Here is a 24,342-nt window from a genome sequence, read left to right on the forward strand (position 1 = left end):
GAGCGAATTTACTGTAAAAAACGCTGAACACCCGTAAGGGATAAAAGGCAGTCTGGGCGCGTGCTTGAGTGCAAAAAACCTTGTAATAAATTAATGTGATAATGATACTTGCATTTAGTTAAATTCAGGGGTTTAATTGCGCGCCTTTTTTTACTTTAGACAAGTATAAATTGAGTTAACTAATATGGCGGGGACTCGAAGGATAACTTCGATATCTGACACCCAAAAACGGTGTTGATGTTGCGGCTTATTTACCTGATAGGTGCGATAGTAAGTAACATTAATGTGTTGGCAGACAAAGCAGCTGCCGAATATGAATGTAAATAGACAGGTTGAGAGAATATGAGTAATTGGTCTATTAAAGATGCTTATGTTGGTTATAACGTTAATTACTGGAGCTCTGGGCTCTACGGCATAAGCGAGGCCGGTGAGGTGACGGTGTCCCCCGATCCTAATCATCCTGAGCACACTATAGGGTTAAATGAACTCGCTAAGGATATGGTGAAATCCGGCGTGGCCTTGCCTGTGTTGGTGCGCTTCCCGCAGATCTTGCATCACAGAGTCAACAGCTTGTGTAACGCCTTCAATCAGGCGATCACCCGTTATGACTATCAGTCAGACTATCTGCTTGTCTACCCCATCAAGGTGAACCAACAGCAAACTGTGGTCGAAGAGATCCTAGCAAGTCAGGTGTCTAAAGAGGTACCACAGCTGGGTCTTGAGGCCGGCAGTAAGCCTGAGCTGATGGCGGTACTCGCCATGGCGCAGAAGGCCAGCTCGGTGATCATCTGTAACGGCTACAAAGATGTGGAATATATCCGCCTGGCGCTGATCGGCGAGAAGCTCGGCCATCAGGTCTATATCGTGCTCGAGAAGCTGTCTGAGCTGAAAGTCGTCCTCGAAGAAGCCAAGAAACTGGGGGTGACCCCGCGTCTGGGTCTGCGCGTGCGTCTAGCCTTTCAGGGTAAGGGCAAGTGGCAAGCCAGCGGCGGCGAGAAGTCTAAGTTTGGTCTGTCTGCGGCTCAGGTGCTGAACGTGATCAACTCACTGAAAGACGAAGACATGCTCGACAGCCTACAGCTGCTGCACTTCCACCTGGGATCGCAAATCGCCAACATCCGCGATATCCGCAGCGGTGTGAGCGAGGCGGGCCGTTTCTACTGTGAACTGCAGAAGATGGGCGCCAACGTTAAATGTTTCGACGTGGGTGGTGGCCTGGCGGTGGACTATGACGGTACCCGTAGCCAGAGCAGCAACTCGATGAACTATGGCCTGACGGAATACGCCAACAACATCGTCAGCGTGCTGAACGACATGTGTCGCGAACACGATCAGCCAATGCCGCGTCTGATCTCTGAGTCTGGTCGTTACCTGACGGCTCACCACGCAGTGTTGATCACCGACGTGATTGGCACAGAGGCCTATAAGCCTGAAGATCTGCAAGCGCCGGATGAAGAAGCGCCGCAGCAGCTCAAAAACATGTGGGATTCATGGGGTGAGGTGAGTGGCCGCGCTGATCAACGCGCCCTTATCGAGATCTACCACGATGTGCAAAGCGACCTGGCCGAGGTGCACTCGCTGTTTGCCCTAGGGCAGATGAGCCTGTCCGACAGAGCCTGGGCAGAGCAGATGAACCTGCGTGTCTGTTACGAGCTGAAGGGTGTGATGAGCGGTAAGTATCGTTTCCACCGCCCGGTGATCGATGAGCTTAACGAGAAGCTGGCGGACAAGTTCTTCGTGAACTTCTCGCTGTTCCAATCGCTGCCAGATGCCTGGGGTATCGATCAGGTGTTCCCTGTGATGCCGCTAAGTGGTCTGGATAAGAAACCTGAGCGCCGCGCCGTGATGCTGGACATTACCTGTGACTCTGACGGCACTGTGGATCAGTACGTAGATGGTCAGGGTATCGAAACCACACTGCCGGTACCTGCGTGGAGCGCTGAGAGCCCATATCTTATCGGTTTCTTCCTGGTGGGTGCCTACCAGGAGATCCTCGGGGATATGCATAACCTGTTCGGCGATACTAACTCTGCCGTGGTGCGACTGGACGACGATGGCCTGGTGAATATCGAGTCGGTTCTGGCCGGTGATACGGTTGCCGATGTGCTGCGTTACGTTAACCTGGACGCCGTCTCTTTCATGCGTACCTATGAGGAGCTGGTGAACCTGCACATTCAGGAAGATGAGCGCGCCAATATTCTCGAAGAGTTGCAGATTGGACTGAAGGGCTACACCTATCTGGAAGATTTCTCCTGATTGGCAGGCTAGCCTGTTTCGCCTGGGATCTCGGCTAAGGCTGCCGGGATCCTGTTATACCAATCACGGCAAGTAAGTGATCAGAAATAGCACAGGAAAAACGGCCGAGAACAAGGCGAGATTTTTCGATAAGTAGTTATTCTACAATCAAAAATAGTAACGCCGTTATCGGACGTTTTAACAAGCTAGCATGACCAGTTATTTACCATGACCAGCTATTTATTAGGATTGGTATTAGACGATGAGGAGCGGGTCGATGTATTTTGAAGGGGCGGAGAAGCGCTTATCGCTGACGCTGGCGGCGGGTTGTCCGTCGCTTAGGGCGTTGGGCGATGCGTATTGGCGCCGCGCCCTGGCCAAGAGTGATACAGAGATCCTCTCAAAGCTGAGCAGTGAGCAGTGCGATGCTTACCTGCTCAGCGAATCTAGCCTGTTTGTCTGGCACGATAGTCTGGTGCTGATCACCTGTGGCAACACACGGCTAATCGAGACCGTACTTTCCCTGGTGGAGTCACTGGGTCGCGATCAGATTGCCAGCCTGAGTTATCAGCGTAAGAGCGAGATCTTACCCGCCTTACAGACTAGCCGCTTCGAAGAGGATATCGCCCGGCTTGGCACCATGCTAAGCGGCGCCGCCTACCGCATAGGCCATTTAGATGGTCATCACCATCATATTTTCTTCTCTGGCAGTAAGGTAAGGCTTAAACCCGCCCAGACGGTGCAGATGTACCATATTCGCGGTGAGCTGGCCGATTATCTGCTCAGCGATGGGCAAACGATTGCGGGGATAGCCAGCCGGCTTAATTTATCTCAGCTACTGAGCGGTTTTGATATTGATGCGCACCTGTTCTCGCCACTGGGTTATTCCCTCAACGCCATCAGGGGAGAAGATTATTTTACCTTGCACATCACCCCGCAAGAGACGAGCTCCTATGTGAGCCTGGAAACGAATTTGTCGCTCGGCGCAGGGCTTAACGGTATAGTAGGTAAGTTGTTAAACCGCTTAAATCCGGTAAGCTGGGACTTGGCAGGATATGAAGCCGAGACGTTAGCATACTGCGCCAAACAGTATAGCCTAGAGGCCCGGGGCGAACTTGCCTTGGCGGATGGCCAAGGCCTGTATGTAAAACACTATAAACAGCGCGATTGTGAGCAATTGCTGCCCGTTGCGTTGTGATCTTTACTTCTATAGATTTGGAGCAAATATGACCACTATTGCAGATAAGCCTGATTACTCGCTTTACTCAAATGCATTTGGTTATTTAAGACAGCCACTGGATTTTAAACCGCTCGAGAGCGATGCCGATGTGGTGGTAATAGGTTTGCCGTTTGATATGGCCACTACGGGTCGTTCTGGCGGCCGTATGGGTCCTGGCGCTATCCGTCAGGCGTCGGTCAATCTGGCCTGGGAAGAGTGCCGCTGGCCATGGGACTTTAAGTTGTCCGATCACCTGAAAATGGTCGATGCGGGCGATCTGGTGTTCGATTGCGGTGATGCAGCCGATTTCACCCAACGTGTCGAAGACTTCGCGACGGCCGTGCTCGACTCTGGCAAGGCGCTAATGAGCTTTGGTGGCGATCACTTCGTGACCCTGCCGCTGCTGCGTGCTCACTACAAGAAGCATGGCAAGATGGCACTGCTGCATTTCGATGCGCACACAGACACCTATAGCCAGGGCAGCAAGTATGACCACGGCACCATGTTCTTCCACGCGCCAAATGAGGGCATCATCGATGCTTCTCACTCAGTGCAGGTGGGGATCCGTACCGAATATGACAAGCCAAGCCATCTGTTCAAGGTGATCGATGCGGCCGCCGCTAACGAGATGACTGCCGATGAGATAGTGGCTCAGATTAAAGATCGTGTCGGTGATATGCCATTGTATGTCACCTTCGACATCGACTGTCTGGATCCAGCCTTCGCACCGGGCACAGGCACGCCTGTATGTGGCGGTCTCACCAGCGACAAGGCGATGAAGATCATTCGCGGCCTGCGCGGCATGAATGTTGTCGGTATGGATGTGGTCGAAGTGGCGCCAGCCTACGACAGCGCCGAGATCACCGCACTGGCCGGGGCCACCTTAGGCCTTGAGATGCTACACGTTTGGGCCTGCGCCCATAAGAAGTAAGCAATACGGGACAGGGTAAGGAAGCAGATGTCGAACTTAAGTGATATTAGACGAGAATACACCCTGGGCGGGCTGCACCGAGAGGAGCTGCCCGACAACCCCATGGTGCTGTTTGAGAAATGGATAGAGCAGATTAGGGATTCGGAGATCCTGCCGGATCCCACGGCCATGTCGGTGGCAACCGTCGATGCCGAGGGGCAGCCGTTTCAGCGTATCGTGCTCTTAAAACGTTTCGATGACAACGGCTTTGTGTTTTTCACTAACCTGGCCAGTCGCAAGGCGGAGCAGATAGCCCACAACAACAAGGTGAGTCTGCTGTTTCCCTGGCACGCCCTGGAGCGTCAGGTGGCGGTGACGGGTGTGGCGGAGCAGCTTTCGACCACTGAGGTGCTTAAGTACTTCGTGACGCGGCCCAAAGAGAGTCAGATCGCCGCCTGGGTGTCGAAGCAATCGAGCAAGATCTCGGCGCGCCAAGCGCTGGAGAGCAAGTTTGCCGAGATGAAGGCCAAGTTCAGCCAGGGTGAGGTGCCGCTGCCTAAGTTTTGGGGTGGTTACCGGGTGCGTCCTAGCAGCATAGAGTTCTGGCAGGGCGGTGAATATCGCCTGCACGATCGCTTCCTCTACAGCCGTAAAGATTCAAGTCTTAAAGAAGGCGGCTGGGATATCGACCGCCTGGCGCCTTAAGCTTTCCGATAATCGCGATAAAAAAAACCACCGCAATGCGGTGGTTTTTTTGTCTTAGGCTGCCGTTACCATTTCTTCTTTGGCTGGAACAGCACGTCGATATCATCTTCGTCGCTCTTCTGCTGCGGCGCGTTAGGCTGCGCCATCTTCTGGGCGCCCATGATCTCATCGAGTAGCAACTTGGCTTCATCCACCTTCTTGGCGATAAAGGGATCGTTAGGGGTCAGACCCTTGATGGTGTGCAGGGTCGCCAATGCCTTAGTGACCATCTGCTTGGCGGAGCCGTATTGCTTCATGAAGCAGGCACTACGGGCGCGTGACAGCATAGAATCCACATTGATTCTGAGTTGCAGGCTGTCCACGCGAGCCTCTTCCTGGGCAAAGATATTGGGGTCGACCTTGCCCTTGTTGTGCTCGGCGCGCAGGATAGCCTTGAGTTTTTTCAGTACCTTAACCAGATCCAGGATCTGCTTGTCGGTATCGGGCAGGCGAAAGCTTTCGATGGCAGGGGTCTGTTTCTGGGCGTTTTGCAGGTTTTCGACCTGGCCGGTAAGGTCGGTGAGACGACGCTGATAATCCGCAGTCTGTGGTCCACCAAGGCTTACAGACTGGCTTAAGGCTTCTTGCACTCTTCTGTAGAGGATCAATACCAGATTGGTCGAGCAGGGAAACATTCCGGTGCAGGAGAGCACGTTCTCGGTTTCGTCGATGATGGCTCTTTGTCTGGCTAATTCTGTTCTTCGCTCGGCCTCGGCACGTTCTTTTTGTTGTTGGATTACATTGATGCCAATAACCAATAGCAGCAATGCACCGATGAGGATCAGAACCAAAGTAAATATCATAGATCTACCAATTTTTATGCAATTCCATTAATGCTACTATAAATCAACACGCTAGCATAGTTATCTTAGACTAGCTTTCTCTTTATGTCGTGTGATTCATCTCACCTCTATGCTATATTCCCCTTTGATTTAATTTTTCGCCTGTACTATAACTAATTCTTATACTAACTCTTATGTTAGGGTACCGATTTCAGGCCGTGGCTCTCTTTGAGACACTGACCTTTGCAAAGGAAAGACGATGAAGCTGCAACAACTCAGATACATTGCCGAAGTGGTGAATCACAACCTTAATGTGTCGGCGACCGCTGAGAATCTTTACACCTCTCAGCCTGGGATCAGTAAACAGGTGCGTATGCTCGAAGATGAGCTGGGCATTCAGATCTTTGGCCGTAGCGGTAAGCATCTGACTCATGTGACGCCAGCCGGTCAGCAGGTGATCAATATCGCCAACGACATTTTGGGCAAGGTCGAGAGCATCAAGAAGGTTGCCGAGGAGTATACCAAGCCGGATCAGGGTGAGCTGAATATTGCCACCACAGATACCCAGGCGCGATATGCCTTGCCTGGGATCATCCGTGCCTTTATCGACCGTTACCCTAAGGTGAATCTACACATGCATCAAGGCACGCCTTCGCAGATCAGCGAGTTGGCGGCGAGGGGCGATGCGGACTTTGCCATCGCCACCGAGGGGATGCACCTCTATACGGACCTCATCATGCTGCCTTGCTACCACTGGAATCGCTCCATCGTGGTGACCAAAGATCATCCACTGGCTTCGCGCACTCAGATCAGCATCGAAGACTTAGGCCGTTTCCCGCTGGTAACCTATGTGTTTGGTTTCGATAGAGAATCTGAAATTGAGAAGGCCTTCAATCGCGCCGGTATCGACCCGAGAGTGGTGTTTACCGCGACCAGCGCCGATGTGCTTAAGACCTATGTCAGATTGGGCCTAGGGGTTGGGGTGATCGCCTCCATGGCGGTGGACCCTGTGATAGATAAAGACTTGGTGGCCATAGATGCCAGCCATCTGTTTGCCCACAGCACCACTAAGATAGGTTTTAGGAAGGGCAATTTCCTGCGTAATTATATGTATGAGTTTATTGAGCATTTTGCGCCGCACCTGACCAAAGATATTGTTGAGAAGGCGGTGGCCCTTAGAGACCCTCAGCTGATTGAAAACCTGTTTGCGGATGTGGAGCTGCCGATCCGTTAAGGCGAGCGTTTGAGCTTAGCTAAGATAAGCTGATGTGTAGCCATAAAAAAACTCGCCCTAGGGCGAGTTTTTTATGTTTCATTCATTGCCGATTAACACTCGACTATGTTAACCGCCAGGCCGCCCTTGGCGGTTTCCTTGTACTTGCTGCGCATATCCTTGCCGGTATCCATCATGGTCTTGATCACCTTATCCAGAGAGACCTTATGGTTGCCGTCGCCGCGCATCGCCAGGCGTGAGGCGTTGATTGCCTTCACCGCGCCCATGGCGTTACGCTCGATGCAAGGCACCTGCACCAAGCCTCCGACTGGGTCGCAGGTCAGCCCCAGGTTGTGCTCCATGCCGATCTCGGCGGCGTTCTCCACATGTTCAACCGTGCCGCCCATGATCTCTGTGAGCGCGGCGGCGGCCATAGAGCAGGCCACGCCGACTTCACCCTGACAGCCCACTTCGGCGCCTGAGATAGAGGCGTTCTTCTTGTAGAGAATGCCGATGGCGGCTGCGGTCAACAGGTACTGACAGCAGATATCCAGATCCACCTCTTGAACGAAGGTGTCGTAGTAGCAGAGTACGGCAGGGATGATGCCGGCGGCGCCGTTGGTCGGCGCAGTCACCACGCGATCGCCTGCGGCATTTTGCTCGTTCACGGCCAGGGCAAACAGATCGACCCAGTCCATGGCGGTGAGCGGATCGACCACTGTCTTGCTCTCGGCCTTGAGGCGGCGGTAGAGCGCCGGGGCGCGGCGTCTGAGTTTCAGCCCGCCCGGGAGTATGCCTTCCTTCTGATAACCGCGCTCGACGCAGCTTTTCATGGTCTGCCATATGGTCCACAGACGCTCCTTCACCTCTTTCTCGCTGGCAATAGAGAGTTCGTTCTCCATCATCAGCGCAGAGATGCTCAGGCCGTTCTCGACACACATATCCAGCAGCTCGGCGGCGCTGTTAAAGTCATAGGGCGCGGCTTCGATAGGGGAGGCTGGCGAGGCATCCTGGGCCAGAATTTCATCTTCATCTAAGATGAAGCCGCCACCGACAGAGTAATAGGTACGCTGATAGATGCAGTTGCCCTTGGCATAGGCGTAGAGGGTCATGGCATTGGCGTGGGCCGGCAGACTCTTGCGTCTGTGGTAGGTGATGCCATCTTCACGGCTGAAGCGCACTACCTTGTTGTTTGGCATGGTTAAGCTTTGTGTGTCATGAACCTGTGCCAGGGTGGCATCGATCTTGTCGGTATCAACGGTTTCAGGGGCTTCGCCCATCAGGCCTAAGATCACGGCCTTACCCGTGCCGTGGCCCTTACCAGTTTGGCCGAGTGAGCCAAACAGCTCAGATCTCAGCTCATCTGTTTCTGCTAGATGACCATGTTTTTCTAAATCTTGAATGAAGATATTACCCGCTTTCATCGGGCCTACGGTATGGGAGCTTGAGGGCCCGATACCAATTTTAAACATGTCAAAAACGCTAATCATTATAAAACCCTGTTGTAATCATTATTTTCGTTATTCAATCTCAGTGATTTTAGGCCAATTTAATTATTCATGCCTGAAGGGGCGTTAATGTCGCCCCGTTGTGCTAACCTTGCGAGCACATTAAGATTGTCAATTATTAAGTATCCCATACTTTAGTCGCAGCTTTCGCATTAGTTTTTTTCAAGAGTGAGTTTCGCATTAGGCATACTATTGCTAATCGCAGAGGGCTGAGGAAAGCTGCCCGAAGGTTTGTGGTTTTATCAATTGTATACAAAAACTTAGACGATTTTGCCTTGCTAAGTATTTGTTAATCATCGGCGTCGATAAAACTGATTTAACAGTTTTTCTAGGGGGAGTTGTGAGTTATTTAATGATGGATTTGTTATCCACCGAGATGAATGCGCAGGAGCAAGCGCAGTTGATGCATCCCATGGTCGGCGGGCTGATATTGTTTTCCCGCAACTATCAAGATCGCGATCAGCTCTGCGCCTTGGTGGCCTCGGTGCGTGCCCTTAGACCCGATCTGCTTATCGCCGTGGATCATGAAGGCGGGCGGGTACAAAGATTTATCGACGGCTTTAGTAAGATCCCCGCCATGGGCGACATATTGCCAGCGGCAAAGCAAGACCTTCAATTAGCCAAGGGCTGGGCGAGGGAGCTTGGTTTTCTCATGGCCGTTGAATTGCTGGCCTGTGATATCGATTTAAGTTTTGCCCCTGTGCTGGATCTGAACGGCATCAGTCAGGTGATTGGCACCCGCGCCTTTAGCGATAAGCCCGATGAGGTGATAGCCCTGGCCGAAGCCTTTATTCAAGGGATGCAGGATGCTGGCATGGCCGCCGTGGGTAAACATTTCCCCGGTCATGGCAGCGTGGCGGCTGACTCCCATATTGCCAAGCCGGTGGATGAGCGTAGCGAAGCCGAGATCCGCGCCCTGGACATGGTGCCCTTTGCGCATCTTATGGGGGCGAAGCGATTACAAGGGGTGATGCCGGCCCACGTGATCTATCCTAAGGTCGACCCCAATCCCGCGGGTTTCTCCTCCTATTGGCTTAAGCAGGTGCTGCGTGAAGAGCTTAAGTTCGATGGGGTGATCTTCTCCGACGATCTCGGCATGAAGGGGGCTGGCGTGGTGGGTGGCTACCCAGAGCGGGCCAGCGCCGCTATTAAGGCGGGCTGTGACATGATCTTGCTGTGTAATGACAGTCAGGGCGTCAGCGAGCTGTTAACCTCGTTTGAGTGGCCTGAGCAAGGTCCACAGGTGCCGGCGCGTAAACTGCTGGCCAACAGACCTCAGGTTGCCAAGGCGCTGGAGGATGAATCTCGTTATCTGGCGGCAAGAAGGATAGCAGAGCAGATCTGTATGGGCTAAATTTGATGTAGCGCAACAACAGCCTATGATGAGTTAGCTAAAGTTAATATTCACATACAGTTAGCAGGTAACAGGATGATCCTCTATTTCCACGGTTTTGACGCCACCAGTCCAGGTAACCATGAAAAAATGCGCCAGCTGCAGTTTGTCGACCCCGACGTACGGCTGATCAGCTACAGCACGCTTCACCCTAAGTACGATATGCAGTATCTGCTCAACGAGGTGAGTCGTCAGCTAACCCAGAGTGACGATCCCGCGCCCCTGGCGATAGGTGTCGGCCTCGGCGGCTATTGGGCCGAGCGGATAGGTTTTCTCAATGGCCTTAAAACCGTGATGATCAATCCTAATCTGCATCCGGAAGACAATATGCTCGGCAAGATAGACAGACCGGAAGAGTATGCCGATATTGCCAGCAAGTGTGTCAGCCAGTTTAGGGAGAAACATAAGGGGCGGGGCATGTGTATCCTATCTCGCCAGGACGAGGTGCATGACAATCAGGCGGTGGCCAGCATCTTAGCGCCTTTCTATCCCATCGTCTGGGACGAGGAGCAGCGCCATAAGTTTCCCTCGCTGGCCGCACATCTCGCCGAGATAAAGGCCTTTAAAGAGCAGCAGTAACGTGATTCGTACCTAACAAGGAGCCAGCTGGCTCCTTTTTTTATGTGCAGATACTAGATGTGCAGATACTAGTGACGGCAATGTGGCCCGATACTGTGGTCTGATAAAGCCGCTTGATTCCTATTTTTGTACTAAAAATGAGCGGCTTTGCCTCGGAAATGACGTGAACGAAAAGCCTTTGCAGGTTTGGATTGAATCCTCGCTGGTCGAGAGGAGGCGCTTAGGGCGTTTTCTGCAGCGTATTGATCGCCATTTTTCAGGGGCTTATGGTGACTAAGCGATAAAAAGTGGTCGAATATCCTGATTTTAGCTCGAAGCTGAGCGTAAGTGGTTAACAATTTTTGTTATTCAAATCTAGCATAGCTTATCCCTTTTATGATACAAAGTGATACATATTGCTACATGATGGTCTTACAGACCTTTTCCCAGTTTGCGTATGTCGCCCGATGCAGCTAACCACTTTATTAGTTAGCTGTTTTTTTTGTCTATTTTTTGCCCATCCCGCAAGTTTAGGTTATCTTCAAAGGGTTAGATCGATAAGAAGAACGAGGCGCAGATGAAGCGGGTATTATTGACAATATCGGGAAAGGTTCAGGGCGTGTGTTTCAGGCGATATAGTCAGCTGAAAGCCAATGAATTGGGGCTGACGGGGTATGCCAAAAACCTGGAAGACGGCAGGGTGCTGATTTTATTGCAGGGAGGCGGCTTAGCTGTCGATCGTTTCATCGCCTGGAGTGAGCAGGGTTCGCCTCAGTCTGTGGTCGATAACGTGCTGGTGGAGGAAGACGAGGCAGATGAGATCTACCTCGATTTTTCTGTCTATTAGCTATCTGTTTTCTAACTAGCAATTAGCTAGCTATTTAGCTTAGTTCTGCGGGACCACGTTTGGCTGGCTCACCTCGAGGGTGCGCTCGCCGGGCTGTTCCATCTTTCTGATCTGTAAGATCATTCCCATGTTAGGGTGATCGAAATAATGGATTTCGTCACTCTTCACACGCTTATTCTGCGTCATATAGATGTTGTACAGATAAGGCACCTGGCTCATTACCGTCTCATCCTCAAGCTGTGGCTGCGCTTTACTGCCAGCCCTGTGCAGGGTTAACGCCGTTTCCACATAGAGGTAATGGTTCAGATAGATGTTGAGCGTGCCATCCAGTGCCCAAATAGGGGGCGCCTGCTTCTCCTCGAAATTCAGATCGAAGTTAAATTGTGGAATGCCGCTGGTATCACTTTGGGGCGCCGCATTTACCGCGTAGCCATCCTCATTGAAGCGATCTGAGAAATCTTCACCGCCGTAGAGACGCACGGGTTTCGCCAGATGACGGGGCAGCATAGATTGTTGCCAGGTCATATGCAGCAGGCTCTTGTGTCCGGCTTCGCGCTTTAAGGTGGTAATCATCTCGCCAAACTGCGACTGGGAGTCGGCCAATAAGACAGTGCCGGCCCCTAAGGTGGCATATTGGGGGGTTGGCGCGCCTATGGTGCTTGGGATCTGGCTAGGTTGAGTCACCTGCGCCTGTTGCAGCTGCTTGTCGCAATCTTCAGGCGTTTCCAGCCACTGCTGGGCGCTGCAGCCCTCGAGGCCCAGGCTGGCACCGGTAATATCCGTGGCAAACAGCGGCGAGATCATGTCTATCGGTTGACGCGTGTGGCGATTGCCTGGGCTTGCCAAGGTTTCTTCCAATTGACTTCCCTGACGCTCAAACAGGTAAACTTCCACCTCAAACCAACGCTCGTTATCTGCCCAGGCGGCGCCGGATAGTGAGGCAAGGGTGGTCACCAATAAAAGACTCTTTTTAAACACGCGGTTCTCCAAGGCGATGTTGCATGAGTTGAGAGATGATCAGGGATAACAGGGCTAACCTATCCTTGTCTGTCTCTGTCGGCATCAAGAATTTTAACTTACTTGGGCCGTCCATACGATAATTTTGTGGCTGACTCTGTAATAGTCCGATGATAAAGCCAGGATCTACACAGTGATCGTTATTAAATTCCAGGCTACCGCCCTTGGCGTGCATCTCTATCTTGGCGATGCCGAGCGCCGTTGCCTGGTGCTTGAACAGCGAGACCTCCATCAGGTTCTTGGTTGCCTGAGGCAAGAGGCCGAAGCGATCGATCAGCTCGACCTTTAATTCGTCCAGTGCCTGGGCGGTGGCGCAGTTGGCGATACGCTTATAGAGCGACAGGCGGATGTTAACGTCGCCCACATAATCTTCCGGCAGCAGGGCTGGGATCCGCAGGTCAATCTCACACTGTCCCCTGAGCATCTGATCCAGGGAAGGCTCCTTGCCCTCCTTGAGGGATTTCACCGCATCTTCCAGCATCTCCATGTAGAGGGTAAAGCCTATTTTGGAGATATGACCGCTCTGCTCATCGCCCAGGAGTTCACCCGCGCCGCGGATCTCGAGATCTTGAGTCGCCAGCATGAAGCCTGCGCCGAGATCTTCCAGCGCGCCAATGGCCTCCAGACGCTTGATGGCATCCTTGGTCATGCGTTTTGGATGGGGCATCATCAGATAGGCGTAGGCCTGATGATGTGAGCGCCCCACACGGCCCCTGAGCTGATGCAGCTGCGCCAGGCCGAAGTTATCGGCCCGCTCTATGATGATGGTGTTGGCGCTGGGTACGTCGATGCCCGTCTCTATGATGGTGGTACACACCAGCACATTGTATTTCTGGTGATAGAAGTCAGACATCACCTTTTCAAGGTCGCGTTCTCTCATTTGACCATGGGCGGTGACAACTCGCGCCTCGGGCAGTAGCGCCTCAATCTCCCGGGCGCGCTTCTCTATGGTCTCGACACTATTGTGGAGAAAATAGACCTGGCCGCCCCTTAAGATCTCACGCAGCAGCGCCTCGCGCACCGTGGCATCATCATATTCGCGCACGAAGGTCTTAACCGCCAGGCGCTTGGCTGGCGGCGTGGCGATGATGGAGAGATCGCGCATGCCAGACATCGCCATGTTGAGGGTACGCGGAATAGGGGTTGCCGTCAGGGTCAAAATATCAATATTGGCGCGCAGGGCCTTGATCTTCTCCTTCTGACGCACGCCGAACCTGTGCTCCTCGTCGATGATAAGCAGGCCTAAGTTTTCAAACTTGGCCTCAGACTGCAGCAGCTTATGGGTACCGATAACGATATCAACCTGGCCAAGCTCCAGCTGCTTGAGCACCGCCTGTTGCTCCTTGGCAGTCTTAAAGCGTGACATCACCTCTATCTTGATCGGCCAGTCGGCAAACCTGTCTTTAAAGTTTTCATAGTGCTGCTGAGCCAGTAGCGTGGTAGGTACCAAGATAGCCACCTGCTTGCCGTCGTTGACCGCTACGAAGGCGGCGCGCATCGCCACCTCAGTCTTACCGAAGCCTACGTCGCCACACACCAGGCGGTCCATCGAGATGGGGCTGCACATGTCGGTGAGCACGGCGTCGATGGCAGTTTCCTGATCCACGGTTTCTTCGAAGGGGAAGCTGCCGGCAAACTGAGCGTACTCTTCGCGATCCAATCGGCAGGCCTCGCCGGGGCGGGCCTGACGGCGGGCGTAGACATCTAACAGTTCGGCGGCCACGTCGCGGATCTTCTCGATCGCCTTGCGTTTGGCCTTGGTCCAACTCTCATTGCCCAGCTTGTTGAGCTGCGGTGCATCATCGGCCCCGACACTGTACTGGCTGATGAGGTTGAGGGAGGCGACAGGCACATAGAGCTTGTCGCCACCGGCGTATTCCAGTTTCAGGTACTCGGCGACCAGGCCGCCCGTGTCCAGGGTTTCCAGTCCCTGGTAGAGGGCGACGCCGTGATCCAGATGCACTATGGGTTGACCGACTTTGAGCTCGGCCAGATCCTTGATAAGCGCATCCTGGCTTACCTGACGCTGTTTATCTCGTCTGCGTTGCTGGGCGATGCGCTGACCAAACAGCTCGGTTTCACACACCAGTGCCCAGCTAGGACCCTTCTTGGGGTGATAGATGGCGCCTTGAGACAGCGGCGCAACAATTAAGCCAAAGGGCTGAGGCTTATGGCTGAAGCTGTCCAGATGGTCCAGCAGCGCAGGTTTAATCTCTATCTTGGCCAGCAGTTCCAGCAGCGCCTCGCGGCGGCCTTCCGATTCGACGCAGAATAAAATTGGTGTGCCGCCATTGGCAAATTCTTTAAGGCTGATAAGTGGCTGTTTCAGCTTATGGTTGGCGGCGATGTTAGGCAGTGCCTCGAGTTGGGCCTCAACACAGGTGCCAGTGGCTTCATTACCCTTGATTAGGAAGCGCGGCAGCTGTTTGAAGGCCTCGAAGACCTGTTCGGTCAGCAGGTAGAGATCCTTTGGCGGCAGTAGTGGCCTCAGGGGATCGACCCGGCGGTTCTCATAGCGCTGGTTAATTTCCTGCAGGTGGTGTTTGGCAGCATTCTCTAGATCGCCCACCTGCACCAATTGGCACTCGCCGGGCAGATAGTCAAACAGGCTCGCCGTCTCATCGAAGAACAGGGGCAGGTAGCTCTCGATCCCGGCGGGCATCACCTTGCGGCTCACCATCTGATAGATGGACTCCGGCTCCTTGACCACTACCTCAAACTGGCGGCGGTAACGCTGGCGAAACCCTTCGATGGCGGCGTCATTGGTCGGGAACTCCTTGGCCGGCAGCAGGCGAATCGATTCAATCTCGCCGCTGGAGCGTTGGGTTTCCGGGTCAAATTCGCGGATCGATTCGACCTCATCATCGAACAGCTCGATGCGATAGGGGCTCTGGGCGCCCATGGGGAAGAGATCTATGATAGAGCCGCGCACGGCAAACTCGCCATGCTCATACACCTGCTCCACGTGATGATAGCCGGTATTGACCAGCTGGCTGCGCACCGCTTCCAGGGGATAGTTGTCACCCTTGCTGAGCAGCAAGACGTTGCCGGTTAAGAATGATTGCGGCGGCAACTTCACCATCAGGGTGCTCATGGGCACGATCACCAGGCTATGGCCGGCGCTTGGGATCCGCGATAGGGTCTCAAGCCGTTGAGATACCAGATCCTGGTGGGGCGAGAAGCTGTCGTAAGGCAAGGTCTCCCGGTCGGGGAACAGCATCACGGGGATCGATTTTGGCGCTAACAGGTAGCCTAGCTCTGCCTCTAGCCTGAGCGCGCTGGGCGTGTCTGGCGTCACCACTAAGGTCATGCTGCTATACTGCTCGCACAGCTTAGCCAGGCTTATCGCCCGGGCGGCACCGGTTAACTGGCTCAGGGTTTGGGGCGACTTAACCCCTTTGACTTTAGGTGGTGTGAGGATGGAAAAAGCATTCATGAAAACAGACTAAGGCCAACAATCGACAATGATGCGGCCATTGTAGAGACTTAGCCCCGTCAGTGCCAGTGAAAACTAACTCGGGTCTTGTTGCTGTTTTTTGCGTTGTTGTAATTGTTTTTGTTGAATATTCAGGCTGGCTTTGACCAGTTGCTCGACATCCTCATCGAGAATTTGAATAAAGCTGAGTTCGCAGTCGAAACCACCTTCAGAGGCCTCATCGTCACAGCGGGTGCACTCACCGATGCAGAGGATGGCGATAAGCGCCTCCCTGATATGCAGTGTGATGCGGTAGCGCTCTCCGGGTATCAATTTTGTGGGGCTTAGAAGATGTAAGCCGCTACCGCCAAAATGCAGGCCACTGCAGTGCTCGCCCTCGTGCGGCTGCTGCTCGAGCACATGTTGCAGTACCAGGTCTATCTTGCGCGACTGTAGCTTGAGGTAATCCACCACGGTGCGCGCCTCATCATCCAGGTGCCTGAGCTGGAGTAGACAGTCGGCTTCCATCGCCTTGACTTGGCTGATGAGCTGCATGCCGAGCGGCAGCATACCTCTTAGCTCATAGTCGTTGGGCAGCGGCTGCTCCTTAGGCCAGGGCGATAGGTAAGCGGCGAACCCATGCGCGACGCTAAAATAGGAGTTTGATTGGCTGTTCAACGGATTGCCTCTTGTTTTTAAGGTGCTATTCCCCCTATTATCGTGCCCATCTTAATGATTTATCAAGACTCTGACGCAAAGAGACCCTGCCAAACATGAATTTAGCGTTATCTTGGACCATAGGTTATCGGTACTGGCGAGCACGTAAGGCCAATCCATTTGCCTCATTTATTACCCTGTTTGCCGTGTCGGGGATCTTGCTCGGGGTTGCGGCCCTGATCATAGTTAGTTCTGTGATGAATGGTCTCGAGGGACAGCTCAAGCAGCGCATTCTCGGCGCAGTGCCGCAGCTGACGGTGCACTGTGAGCAGCACCTTGGCCACTGGCAAGATGTCGCCAATACCTTAATCGATGGTAAGCAGATCCTGGCGATGAGCCCGAGCGTGGCCACCCAGGCCATGTTACAGTCGCCGAGCAACATCAGTGCGGTGCAGGTTTATGGTATCTATCCCGAGCTTGAAAAAGACAATCTGTCCCGTCTGAACCGTCACTTCAATGGCTCCCTCGATAGTCTCGAGGCGGGCAAATACCGCATCATCATTGGCGCCGAGTTGGCGCGTCGTCTGGATGTGAAACCCGGCGATAAGATACGTGTACTCAGTGGCGATGGGGTAGTCTATTCGCCGCTGGGGCCTGTGCCGAGTCAGCGTAAGTTTATCGTAGCCGGCGTGTTTGAGATGGGATCTCAGGTAGATGCGAGCCTGGCTTACGTGCATCACGAGGATGCACTGCGTCTGATGCGCAAGTCCCCCAATGAGATCAAGTCGCTGCGCCTCTATCTGGCCGATCCCTTCAAGGCGAGCAAGTTGGCTTCTAAGGTTAAAGCCGCGTTTGAGGCGGCCGGTGACAGTGTGACCACCAGTGATTGGCGCGAAAACTATGGTCATCTCTTCTCTGCGGTAAAGATGGAGAAGAACATGATGTCGTTGATGCTCAGCCTGATCATCGCCGTGGCGGCCTTTAACATCGTCTCGGCGCTGGTGATGATGGTGGTGGATAAGACCACAGACGTTGCCGTGCTCAAGACCCAAGGCCTGACCACGGGTAGCATCATGGGGATCTTCATGATCCAGGGCTCGCTCAACGCCGTCTTAGGCCTGGTGGGCGGCCTGGCTATCGGCGTGCTGGCCACATTAAATATCAATACACTCTTCTCAATGCTCGGCATTCATGTGCTCGGGGCGGGGCAACGTCTGCCGGTGCAGCTCGAGTGGGGCCAGTTGTCCCTGATCGTCGTTGGCACCCTGGCCATCACATTTTTAGCGACCGTTTATCCCGCACTACGGGCAGCAAGCGTGCAACCTGCCACAGCTTTAAGGTATGAATAATCTATGACCCAACAGGACAACTCTTTGTTACTTCAAGTCAGTAACGTCAGCAAACGCTACCACGAGGGGAGTATAGATACTCAGGTGCTGAGCGGCGTTAATCTCAGTATCGCCAAGGGCGAGCAGGTGGCTATCATCGGCAGTTCTGGCTCGGGTAAGAGTACCTTGCTGCACATCATGGGCACGCTGGACAAACCCAGCAGCGGTCAGGTGATGTTCGACGGAGAAGATCTTTACCAGCTTTCCCCCTCGCGTCAGGCGGCGATCCGCAACCAGGAGCTGGGATTTATCTATCAGTTCCATCATCTGTTGCCCGAGTTTACCGCCCTTGAGAATGTGGCTATGCCTGGGCTCATTCAAAAGCGCCCGCGTCAGGAAGTCGAGCAGGAGGCCAAAGAGCTGCTCAGCCGCGTGGGCCTTGGCCACCGACTACATCATACCCCGGCGGAGATGTCAGGTGGCGAGCGCCAACGCACCGCGATAGCCAGGGCGCTGATCAATCGTCCTAAGTTGGTGTTGGCCGATGAGCCAACGGGCAACCTGGACGCGGCCAGCGGCGATAGTGTCTATGAGCTTATTCGAGAGCTGGGTAGCCAGCTGGGTACGGCCTTTGTGGTGGTCACCCATGATCCTAAGCTTGCGGCGCGCATGGACAGACAGCTGAAGATGCAAGATGGTCAGTTAAGCGCCTGGGAGATGGCATGAGAGAGAGACTCGCCTTCTGGGTAGGCTGGCGCTTCTACATGGCGCGTCAGTCCAATCGTTTCATCAGCTTCATCTCCTTTGCCTCTACCGCGGGCATCGCCCTGGGGGTCGCCGTGTTGATCACTGTGCTGTCGGCCATGAACGGCTTCGAGAAGGAGCTTGAGCAGCGCCTGCTGGGCGTAGTGCCCCATGGTGAGCTGACCGGGGTGAATGAGCCGCTGCATGACTGGCCTAAAATTGCCGAGGATGCCAAGAAGATCCCCGGTATTAATGCCAGCGCACCATTTGTGCGTATTCAGGGCCTGATCCAGAAACCCGGTGGCTTTCAGGGGCTAACGGTTATCGGTATCACGCCGGAATTAGAAGCAAAAGTTTCCAACATCCGTGATTTCATGCCGGATGCGGCCTGGCAGGCACTGGCCAGCAAAGAAAACAATATCGTCCTGGGTAAGGGGCTGGCCGATGCGCTGGGGCTGTCGCTGGGTAACACCCTGAGCCTCTACACGCCAAACCTTGCCAGTCAGTCAACGGGACGCGGCCTTGGCTCGGCCAAGAGTCATCAGTTTAAGGTGGCGGGAATTTTTGCGCTTGGCGGTGAGCTAGATCTGACCACTGCCTACATCTCGCTGGATTATGGCGCCGAGCTGTTGGGGCTGGGGGATGGCGTGAGCGGGATCCGCATCAAGGTTGACGATGTCTTTGCCGCGCCGCAGCTGATCCGCACCTTGGGCTATAGCCAGTCGCAATATATGTACCTTTCCGATTGGACCCGTACCCAAGGCCATCTCTATCAGGATATTCAGCTGGTGCGCGCCGTGATGTATCTGGTGCTGGCGCTGGTGATCGCCGTGGCCTGTTTCAATATCGTCTCGACCCTAGTGATGGCGGTACGTGACAAGCAGTCGGAGATCGCCATCTTGCTGACCATGGGGATGGCCAAGGCCACCATCATGGGGATCTTTGTGGTGCAGGGCGCGCTAAATGGGCTGTTGGGTTGCTTGATTGGTGCGGGGCTGGGGATCACCCTTGCGCTGAACCTCAGTGCTATCGCCAGCGGTATCGAGCAGCTGTTTGGCGTGCAGCTCTTATCGGCCGATGTCTATTTCATCGACTTCTTACCTTCACAGCTACATCTTCTGGATGTGGCGCTGGTGGTGTCTCTGGCCTTGCTGATGAGCCTATTGGCCACCCTCTATCCCGCCTGGAAGGCGAGTCGTATTCATCCCGCCGAGGCATTGGCTGGGCGATAAGACTAGGTCGTAAATTAAGATGGGTCTTTAGCGACTTTCCCGGTAGGCGCGTTTTTGTTGATACATCCGCTTGTCGGCATCTGAGAGCAACTCTTTGATGTCGGCATTCTGACCATCATAGATTGCATAGCCTATGCTGAGTGAGGGCGTCAGTTGTTGTGACTGCCAGCTAAAGGGCTGGGATTCTATCGCCTGGGTGATATGCGCCATGATCTCCTCGATTTCCTGCATGTCGGTGAGCTCATAGAGCAAGATCAGAAACTCATCGCCGCCAAATCGGGCGACCGAGCCCTTAATACCAACCTCTGTCACAAGACGATTGGCGATATATTTTAGCAGCTCATCGCCCGCTTCATGCCCCAGCTCGTCGTTAACCCCTTTAAAGTCGTTGAGATCTATGTTGAGCAGGGTAAAAGGGGGCTGATTTGGTTTGTTCATCAGACGGTCGAGTTCGTTGATGATGAAGCGCCGATTAGGTAGGTGGGTCAATTCATCGTGCAGCGCCGCCCTGTGGGTGTGCTGATAGTTGCGAAACAGGAGTAGCATCAGCATATACAAGGTAAAGGCCGCGATCGTACCTATACCGCCTATGCCAAGGCGCAGCTGGCCGATGCGTTCGAGATTCTCAATATGAAACCTTGCTGCCATATTCCAGGTGGCGCTGGGTAACTTGATGGGGTAGATCACATCGGCATTGTCGAAGATGCTGGCATCACCGTAGAAAACCTGTTCGGGTTCGTTGGCGGTGATCTGTTTCTTGATGGCGATATCGCCCCCTTGAAACTGGGTGATCCCTGTGTCATGGAGTAATTGGTTATAGTTCATCACTACGCTCACCCCGCCCCAGTATTGGGTGTTTTTGGGGTAGTCGGCGAAGATAGGGTAGCGTGCGATGAGTCCCAATCCGCCTTGCACTAGATTTACCGGGCCGGCGATATACACCGACTGCTGCTCCTTGGCCAGTAATACAGTCTTTAGCTGGTTTGGCTGGGTGCGAAAGTCGAATCCAACTGCCGCTTCGTTGCCTTTGAGGGGATAGACTAAGGAGATAACATTGTTTGGCGCGATGGCGACGTTGCGCACGTATTGCGCCTTGTCGAGCAATTTAGCGGCTATCACATGCCAGTTTTTCATGGCAAATTCGGGATCTATAGTCACCACAGTGGCCAGGCTATCGGCCAGATAGGTGTCTTTGTAGATGGTGGCCTCGAAGTTAAAGCGGATCAGCGCCAGGTTCTTGCGCAGGTTTTCCTCTTCTTGCTGGATCTCATTGTCGACAAAGTATTTTGTTAGCGCACTGATGGTGATCACTGAGGCGAGCAGAAACAAGCAGGAGAGCAGTGCGAAGATCGCAACATGTTTTCTATTTGAATTTAAGTGCATGGCCTTCCTGCATTTTTTGTGATTATTCTAACGAGCGACTTCATCCAAGGCATGTCATTCAGATAGATACAAAGCGTCAACTTTGTGATCAATTTGTTTATTCTATCTTAAGTTTCTCTTAGATGCGAAGTGGCAATTGCAGCAGCTCATGCTGCAGCTAGCCAAATGTGCAGTGTTATCGGCGAAAATAGCGCGATGATTTGGTTAACAAAAGCTTATTGGAACCACAGTCCGGTGAAGTTTCATTGCCAGGCATAGCTTAATGCTTGATAGCAAGATCCTGTGAGGGCTTGTGATCAGAGCAAAGGCGCCAGGCGGTGGGCAGGTGTTCGCTACTTGGTGCGATTCTTCCACTTGAACAGGATAGAGTACTTCCACAGGTTGTGGACGACAAAGTAACCCACGGCGGAAAATATGATCCCAAACACCAGACAGCCGAGCAAGAAAGGCGGGCCTATGGTGAAGAGTGAGGCCTCGATCCATTGCCAGCTGGCTTCGAAGGCAAATTCTTGGGGAGGGTGGTTGAGCAGTTTGGCGCCAAAGAGGTAGGCGGCGTAGAACATAAAGGGCATGGTGACTGGGTTGGTGACCCACACCAAGGCGACGGCGACAGGTAAGTTACAGTTGAACAGGATCGCTAGCGCCGCGGCTAACACCATTTGAAATGGCATGGGGATCCAGGCGACAAACAGGCCGACCGCAAAGGCGAGGGGAGCGGAGCGTCGATTCAGGGCCCAGAGGTTAGGCTTGTGAAGCAGCTTACCGAACATCTGCAGGTGCTTATGATTCTGCAGTGTCTCAGGCTTGGGCATATATCGTTGAATGAATTTTTTTGGCATAGCTTAGTGTTGCAGTCTTAAATTATTCATTATGAATCGATTCATGTTTGGCTATTGTGCCACGCTCATCTCCGCGCTGCTCTGGCCTACTTTGCCAACCTTTCCCCTTGCATGTGCCGTCTTGGTAATTGCCGTCATCATGCTGAAATGGTCGAAATTATTGGCCGGTAGCCTTCTGGCTATAGCTTGGATGAGTCTATTTTGCCACCAACTTTTGGTTTTTACGTCCGATAAATCGAGCGAGCCGCCATCAGTAAGGGGCGAAATCATATCACTAGTTTATCGAAACGGCGACTGGATTAATGCCGATATTCGTATTTTAGCGGACCATCCCTTTCATTTTCCTGACAAATATTTACGCTTACGTTGGCAAAGCGAACAAAAAGTCGCCATAGGTGAGGTGTGGCAATTCACCCTTGCCCCAAAGCCCATCACCAGTGTGCTCAACCAAGGGGAATTTAATCAGCAGGCCTACCTGCTCTCGAAGCACATCATAGGCAAGGGCAGGGTCATTGCGGCCAAGCGCCTGTTACCACCACAGGGCATGCGGGCCAAACTACTGACAAAGTTGCGCCAGGATCTGGCCTCACTGGCCAATGGCGATTTGATGCTGGCGCTCATGCTGGGCGATAAACAGCAGATAAGCGATGCACATTGGCAGGGCCTGAGGCAAAGCGGAACAGGGCATCTGGTGACCATCTCTGGGCTGCATCTGTCTGTGCTGGCAATCTGGGTGATGGGGCTGGGGGGCTATCTGTTAGGGCGACTCACTCCTCGTCTGGGACTCGGTAATCGTCAGGCCATCGCCCTGGTGGCGCTGATTTGCTGTGGTCTCTATGCCTTTCTCGCCGGACTTGGGCTGCCGACCCAGCGGGCGCTCATCATGCTGGTGATGGTGATCCTGCTTGGTCTAATCCGCCGTTACGCATCGCCCTTCGAGCGGCTGTTATGGGCACTTTTCATTGTACTGCTGTTGGACCCTTTAAGTATTCTCGGCGCCGGGCTTTGGCTCTCTTTTGGTGCGCTCGCCATCATTCTCTGGTTTACGCAATCATGGCCTGCGCCTGATGAGCGTCTATCAAGCTGGCAACGGCTGAAATGGCGTCTTAAGCAGATGTGGCAGATCCAGTGGCGCCTGAGTCTATCGCTTGGCTTGCTGCAAGGGCTATTGTTTGGCGGCTTTGCGCCCTACGCGTTGATATTTAACCTTATCTTCGTGCCTTGGTTTAGTCTGGTGGTGATCCCCCTAAGTTTCATGGCGCTGATAACCTGGATAATCGGCATTTATCTTGGCGTGTCCGTTAGCCTGCCGCTTTATCTGTTGGATCTTGCCATTTCACCCATGACTCTTGCGTTCGATTGGCTAGGGGAGCTGCCGCTTCACTGGCTGCCAGCCTCGATGCAGCTGGTCTCAGCTTTGGTGTTTGGCCTGCTTGGGCTTATCCTTTGGCGACTCGCCTCCGGCGCCTGGCGTTGGATGATCCCTGTGTTGTTCATGCCCCTGTGTCTCTGGTTTTTACCACAGAGATTGACGGACCCTAAAAGCTGGCAGGTGCACCTGCTTGATGTCGGGCAGGGGCTCAGCCTGGTGGTTGAGAAACAGGGGCGGGCACTGATCTATGATACAGGCGCGGCGTTTGGTGAGCACTTTAGTTATGCAGATAGGGTCATAGTGCCCTTCTTGCATTACCGTGGCATAGGTGAGCTGGACTATCTGGTGCTCAGCCATAGTGACAATGACCATGCCGGCGGCGCCGATTATCTGTTAGGTCGCTACCCTAAAGTGAAATTGGTGACAGATCTCAGCTATCCCGGCGCCATCGACTGTCGTCCTAAAAGCCTCAACTGGCAGGGGTTAAGACTTGAGATTTTGGGGCCGCGCGAGCCGCAGCCCGGCAATAATGGCTCCTGTGTCGTGCGGATAAGCGACGGCAGGCGAAGTGTGCTCATCCCTGGGGATATCGAGAGTGAGGGTGAGCAGTCACTCCTGACCCAGAGCGCCGAGGTTGGCAGCACTGTCCTAATCGCGGCCCATCACGGCAGTAACACCTCATCGAGCGGGGCCTTTATTCGGGCAAGCGCGCCCGGTATCGTGCTCTACGCCGCCGGTTTCAACAATCGCTATGGTTTTCCCAAGGCTGAGGTGGTGAGGCGTTTTCGCGACCAAAAGGCGCTTCAGTACAGCACGGGCGATAACGGTCAGCTGAGTTTAAAACTGGACGAGCAGGGCATTACCGTACTGGGTTATCGCCGGGATCTGGCGCCATTTTGGTACAATCAACGCTTTGAATTTGGTGAGTTTGGCAATCCAGAGTAGA

General features: G+C 53.5%; 19 protein-coding genes. 12 read left to right on the forward strand and 7 right to left on the reverse strand.

Going from position 1 to position 24,342, the window contains the following annotated elements:
* Nucleotides 1-342: 342 nt before the first annotated feature.
* The 4 genes from speA to pdxH all read left to right on the forward strand — a co-directional run bounded on the left by speA (nucleotide 343) and on the right by pdxH (nucleotide 5,069).
* Nucleotides 343-2,256 carry a biosynthetic arginine decarboxylase gene (gene speA, locus SHEW_RS08395; protein ID WP_011865418.1) on the forward strand — a complete coding sequence of 638 codons (1,914 nt, stop codon included), beginning with the start codon at nucleotides 343-345 and terminating at the stop codon, nucleotides 2,254-2,256.
* Between the two features lie 256 nt (nucleotides 2,257-2,512).
* Entirely contained in the window at nucleotides 2,513-3,433 is a 921-nt protein-coding gene (locus SHEW_RS08400) for an adenosylmethionine decarboxylase (RefSeq protein ID WP_011865419.1), read from the forward strand.
* A 28-nt stretch (nucleotides 3,434-3,461) separates the two neighbouring features.
* Nucleotides 3,462-4,385 (forward strand): agmatinase, encoded by a 924-nt coding sequence (gene speB, locus SHEW_RS08405; RefSeq protein ID WP_011865420.1) that lies wholly within the window; start codon nucleotides 3,462-3,464, stop codon nucleotides 4,383-4,385.
* A 27-nt stretch (nucleotides 4,386-4,412) separates the two neighbouring features.
* Nucleotides 4,413-5,069, forward strand: coding sequence for a pyridoxamine 5'-phosphate oxidase (gene pdxH / locus SHEW_RS08410; protein WP_011865421.1), 657 nt, complete (start codon nucleotides 4,413-4,415; stop codon nucleotides 5,067-5,069).
* Between the two features lie 65 nt (nucleotides 5,070-5,134).
* Here the strand turns inward: pdxH and SHEW_RS08415 are convergent, their stop codons facing one another.
* Entirely contained in the window at nucleotides 5,135-5,911 is a 777-nt protein-coding gene (locus SHEW_RS08415) for a hypothetical protein (RefSeq protein WP_011865422.1), read from the reverse strand.
* 238 nt (nucleotides 5,912-6,149) lie between these two features.
* Here SHEW_RS08415 and cysB point away from each other — a divergent pair, with 238 nt between their 5' ends.
* Entirely contained in the window at nucleotides 6,150-7,124 is a 975-nt protein-coding gene (gene cysB, locus SHEW_RS08420) for an HTH-type transcriptional regulator CysB (RefSeq protein WP_011865423.1), read from the forward strand.
* A gap of 92 nt (nucleotides 7,125-7,216) precedes the next feature.
* On the opposite strand, the gene SHEW_RS08425 is transcribed toward cysB, so the two are convergent.
* Nucleotides 7,217-8,593 (reverse strand): L-serine ammonia-lyase, encoded by a 1,377-nt coding sequence (locus SHEW_RS08425; RefSeq protein ID WP_011865424.1) that lies wholly within the window; start codon nucleotides 8,591-8,593, stop codon nucleotides 7,217-7,219.
* Between the two features lie 358 nt (nucleotides 8,594-8,951).
* Between SHEW_RS08425 and nagZ the strand changes: the two genes are divergently transcribed.
* The 3 genes from nagZ (at nucleotide 8,952) to SHEW_RS08440 (ending at nucleotide 11,409) form a co-directional block, all read left to right on the forward strand.
* Complete coding sequence (gene nagZ / locus SHEW_RS08430; protein WP_041406601.1) at nucleotides 8,952-9,965, forward strand: beta-N-acetylhexosaminidase; 1,014 nt, start codon at nucleotides 8,952-8,954, stop codon at nucleotides 9,963-9,965.
* Between the two features lie 75 nt (nucleotides 9,966-10,040).
* Nucleotides 10,041-10,583, forward strand: a complete 543-nt coding sequence (ycfP, locus tag SHEW_RS08435; RefSeq protein WP_011865426.1) for an alpha/beta hydrolase YcfP — start codon at nucleotides 10,041-10,043, stop codon at nucleotides 10,581-10,583.
* Nucleotides 10,584-11,139: 556 nt separating this feature from the next.
* Nucleotides 11,140-11,409: an acylphosphatase gene (locus tag SHEW_RS08440; RefSeq protein WP_011865427.1), complete on the forward strand. Its 270-nt coding sequence runs from the start codon at nucleotides 11,140-11,142 to the stop codon at nucleotides 11,407-11,409.
* 39 nt (nucleotides 11,410-11,448) lie between these two features.
* Here SHEW_RS08440 and SHEW_RS08445 read toward each other — a convergent pair whose 3' ends face one another.
* The 3 genes from SHEW_RS08445 to SHEW_RS08455 all read right to left on the reverse strand — a co-directional run bounded on the left by SHEW_RS08445 (nucleotide 11,449) and on the right by SHEW_RS08455 (nucleotide 16,519).
* Nucleotides 11,449-12,387, reverse strand: coding sequence for a peptidoglycan binding protein CsiV (locus SHEW_RS08445; RefSeq protein WP_011865428.1), 939 nt, complete (start codon nucleotides 12,385-12,387; stop codon nucleotides 11,449-11,451).
* Nucleotides 12,380-15,862 (reverse strand): transcription-repair coupling factor, encoded by a 3,483-nt coding sequence (gene mfd / locus SHEW_RS08450; protein WP_011865429.1) that lies wholly within the window; start codon nucleotides 15,860-15,862, stop codon nucleotides 12,380-12,382. Before mfd ends, SHEW_RS08445 begins: the two co-directional genes overlap by 8 nt.
* Nucleotides 15,863-15,937: 75 nt before the next feature.
* Nucleotides 15,938-16,519 (reverse strand): hypothetical protein, encoded by a 582-nt coding sequence (locus SHEW_RS08455; protein ID WP_011865430.1) that lies wholly within the window; start codon nucleotides 16,517-16,519, stop codon nucleotides 15,938-15,940.
* Between the two features lie 95 nt (nucleotides 16,520-16,614).
* On the opposite strand from SHEW_RS08455, the gene SHEW_RS08460 reads away from it, so the two are divergent.
* The 3 genes from SHEW_RS08460 to lolE are packed head-to-tail and all read left to right on the forward strand — an operon-like array spanning nucleotide 16,615 to nucleotide 19,802.
* Nucleotides 16,615-17,847, forward strand: coding sequence for a lipoprotein-releasing ABC transporter permease subunit (locus SHEW_RS08460; protein ID WP_011865431.1), 1,233 nt, complete (start codon nucleotides 16,615-16,617; stop codon nucleotides 17,845-17,847).
* Nucleotides 17,848-17,850: 3 nt separating this feature from the next.
* Nucleotides 17,851-18,552: a lipoprotein-releasing ABC transporter ATP-binding protein LolD gene (gene lolD / locus SHEW_RS08465; protein ID WP_011865432.1), complete on the forward strand. Its 702-nt coding sequence runs from the start codon at nucleotides 17,851-17,853 to the stop codon at nucleotides 18,550-18,552.
* On the forward strand, nucleotides 18,549-19,802 hold the full coding sequence (gene lolE / locus SHEW_RS08470; protein ID WP_011865433.1) for a lipoprotein-releasing ABC transporter permease subunit LolE: 1,254 nt from the start codon (nucleotides 18,549-18,551) through the stop codon (nucleotides 19,800-19,802). Before lolD ends, lolE begins: the two co-directional genes overlap by 4 nt.
* Before the next feature lie 27 nt (nucleotides 19,803-19,829).
* On the opposite strand, the gene SHEW_RS08475 is transcribed toward lolE, so the two are convergent.
* Together SHEW_RS08475 and SHEW_RS08480 are read right to left on the reverse strand one after the other, a co-directional pair.
* A complete protein-coding gene (locus SHEW_RS08475) occupies nucleotides 19,830-21,185 on the reverse strand; it encodes a diguanylate cyclase domain-containing protein (protein WP_011865434.1) in 1,356 nt (451 codons plus the stop codon).
* 332 nt (nucleotides 21,186-21,517) lie between these two features.
* Nucleotides 21,518-22,024 (reverse strand): DUF2062 domain-containing protein, encoded by a 507-nt coding sequence (locus tag SHEW_RS08480; RefSeq protein ID WP_011865435.1) that lies wholly within the window; start codon nucleotides 22,022-22,024, stop codon nucleotides 21,518-21,520.
* Between the two features lie 43 nt (nucleotides 22,025-22,067).
* Here SHEW_RS08480 and SHEW_RS08485 point away from each other — a divergent pair, with 43 nt between their 5' ends.
* Nucleotides 22,068-24,341 carry a DNA internalization-related competence protein ComEC/Rec2 gene (locus SHEW_RS08485; RefSeq protein WP_223294780.1) on the forward strand — a complete coding sequence of 758 codons (2,274 nt, stop codon included), beginning with the start codon at nucleotides 22,068-22,070 and terminating at the stop codon, nucleotides 24,339-24,341.
* Nucleotide 24,342: the final 1 nt, after the last annotated feature.

The sequence above is a fragment of the Shewanella loihica PV-4 genome (assembly GCF_000016065.1).
GTDB classification, from domain to species: Bacteria; Pseudomonadota; Gammaproteobacteria; order Enterobacterales; family Shewanellaceae; genus Shewanella; species Shewanella loihica.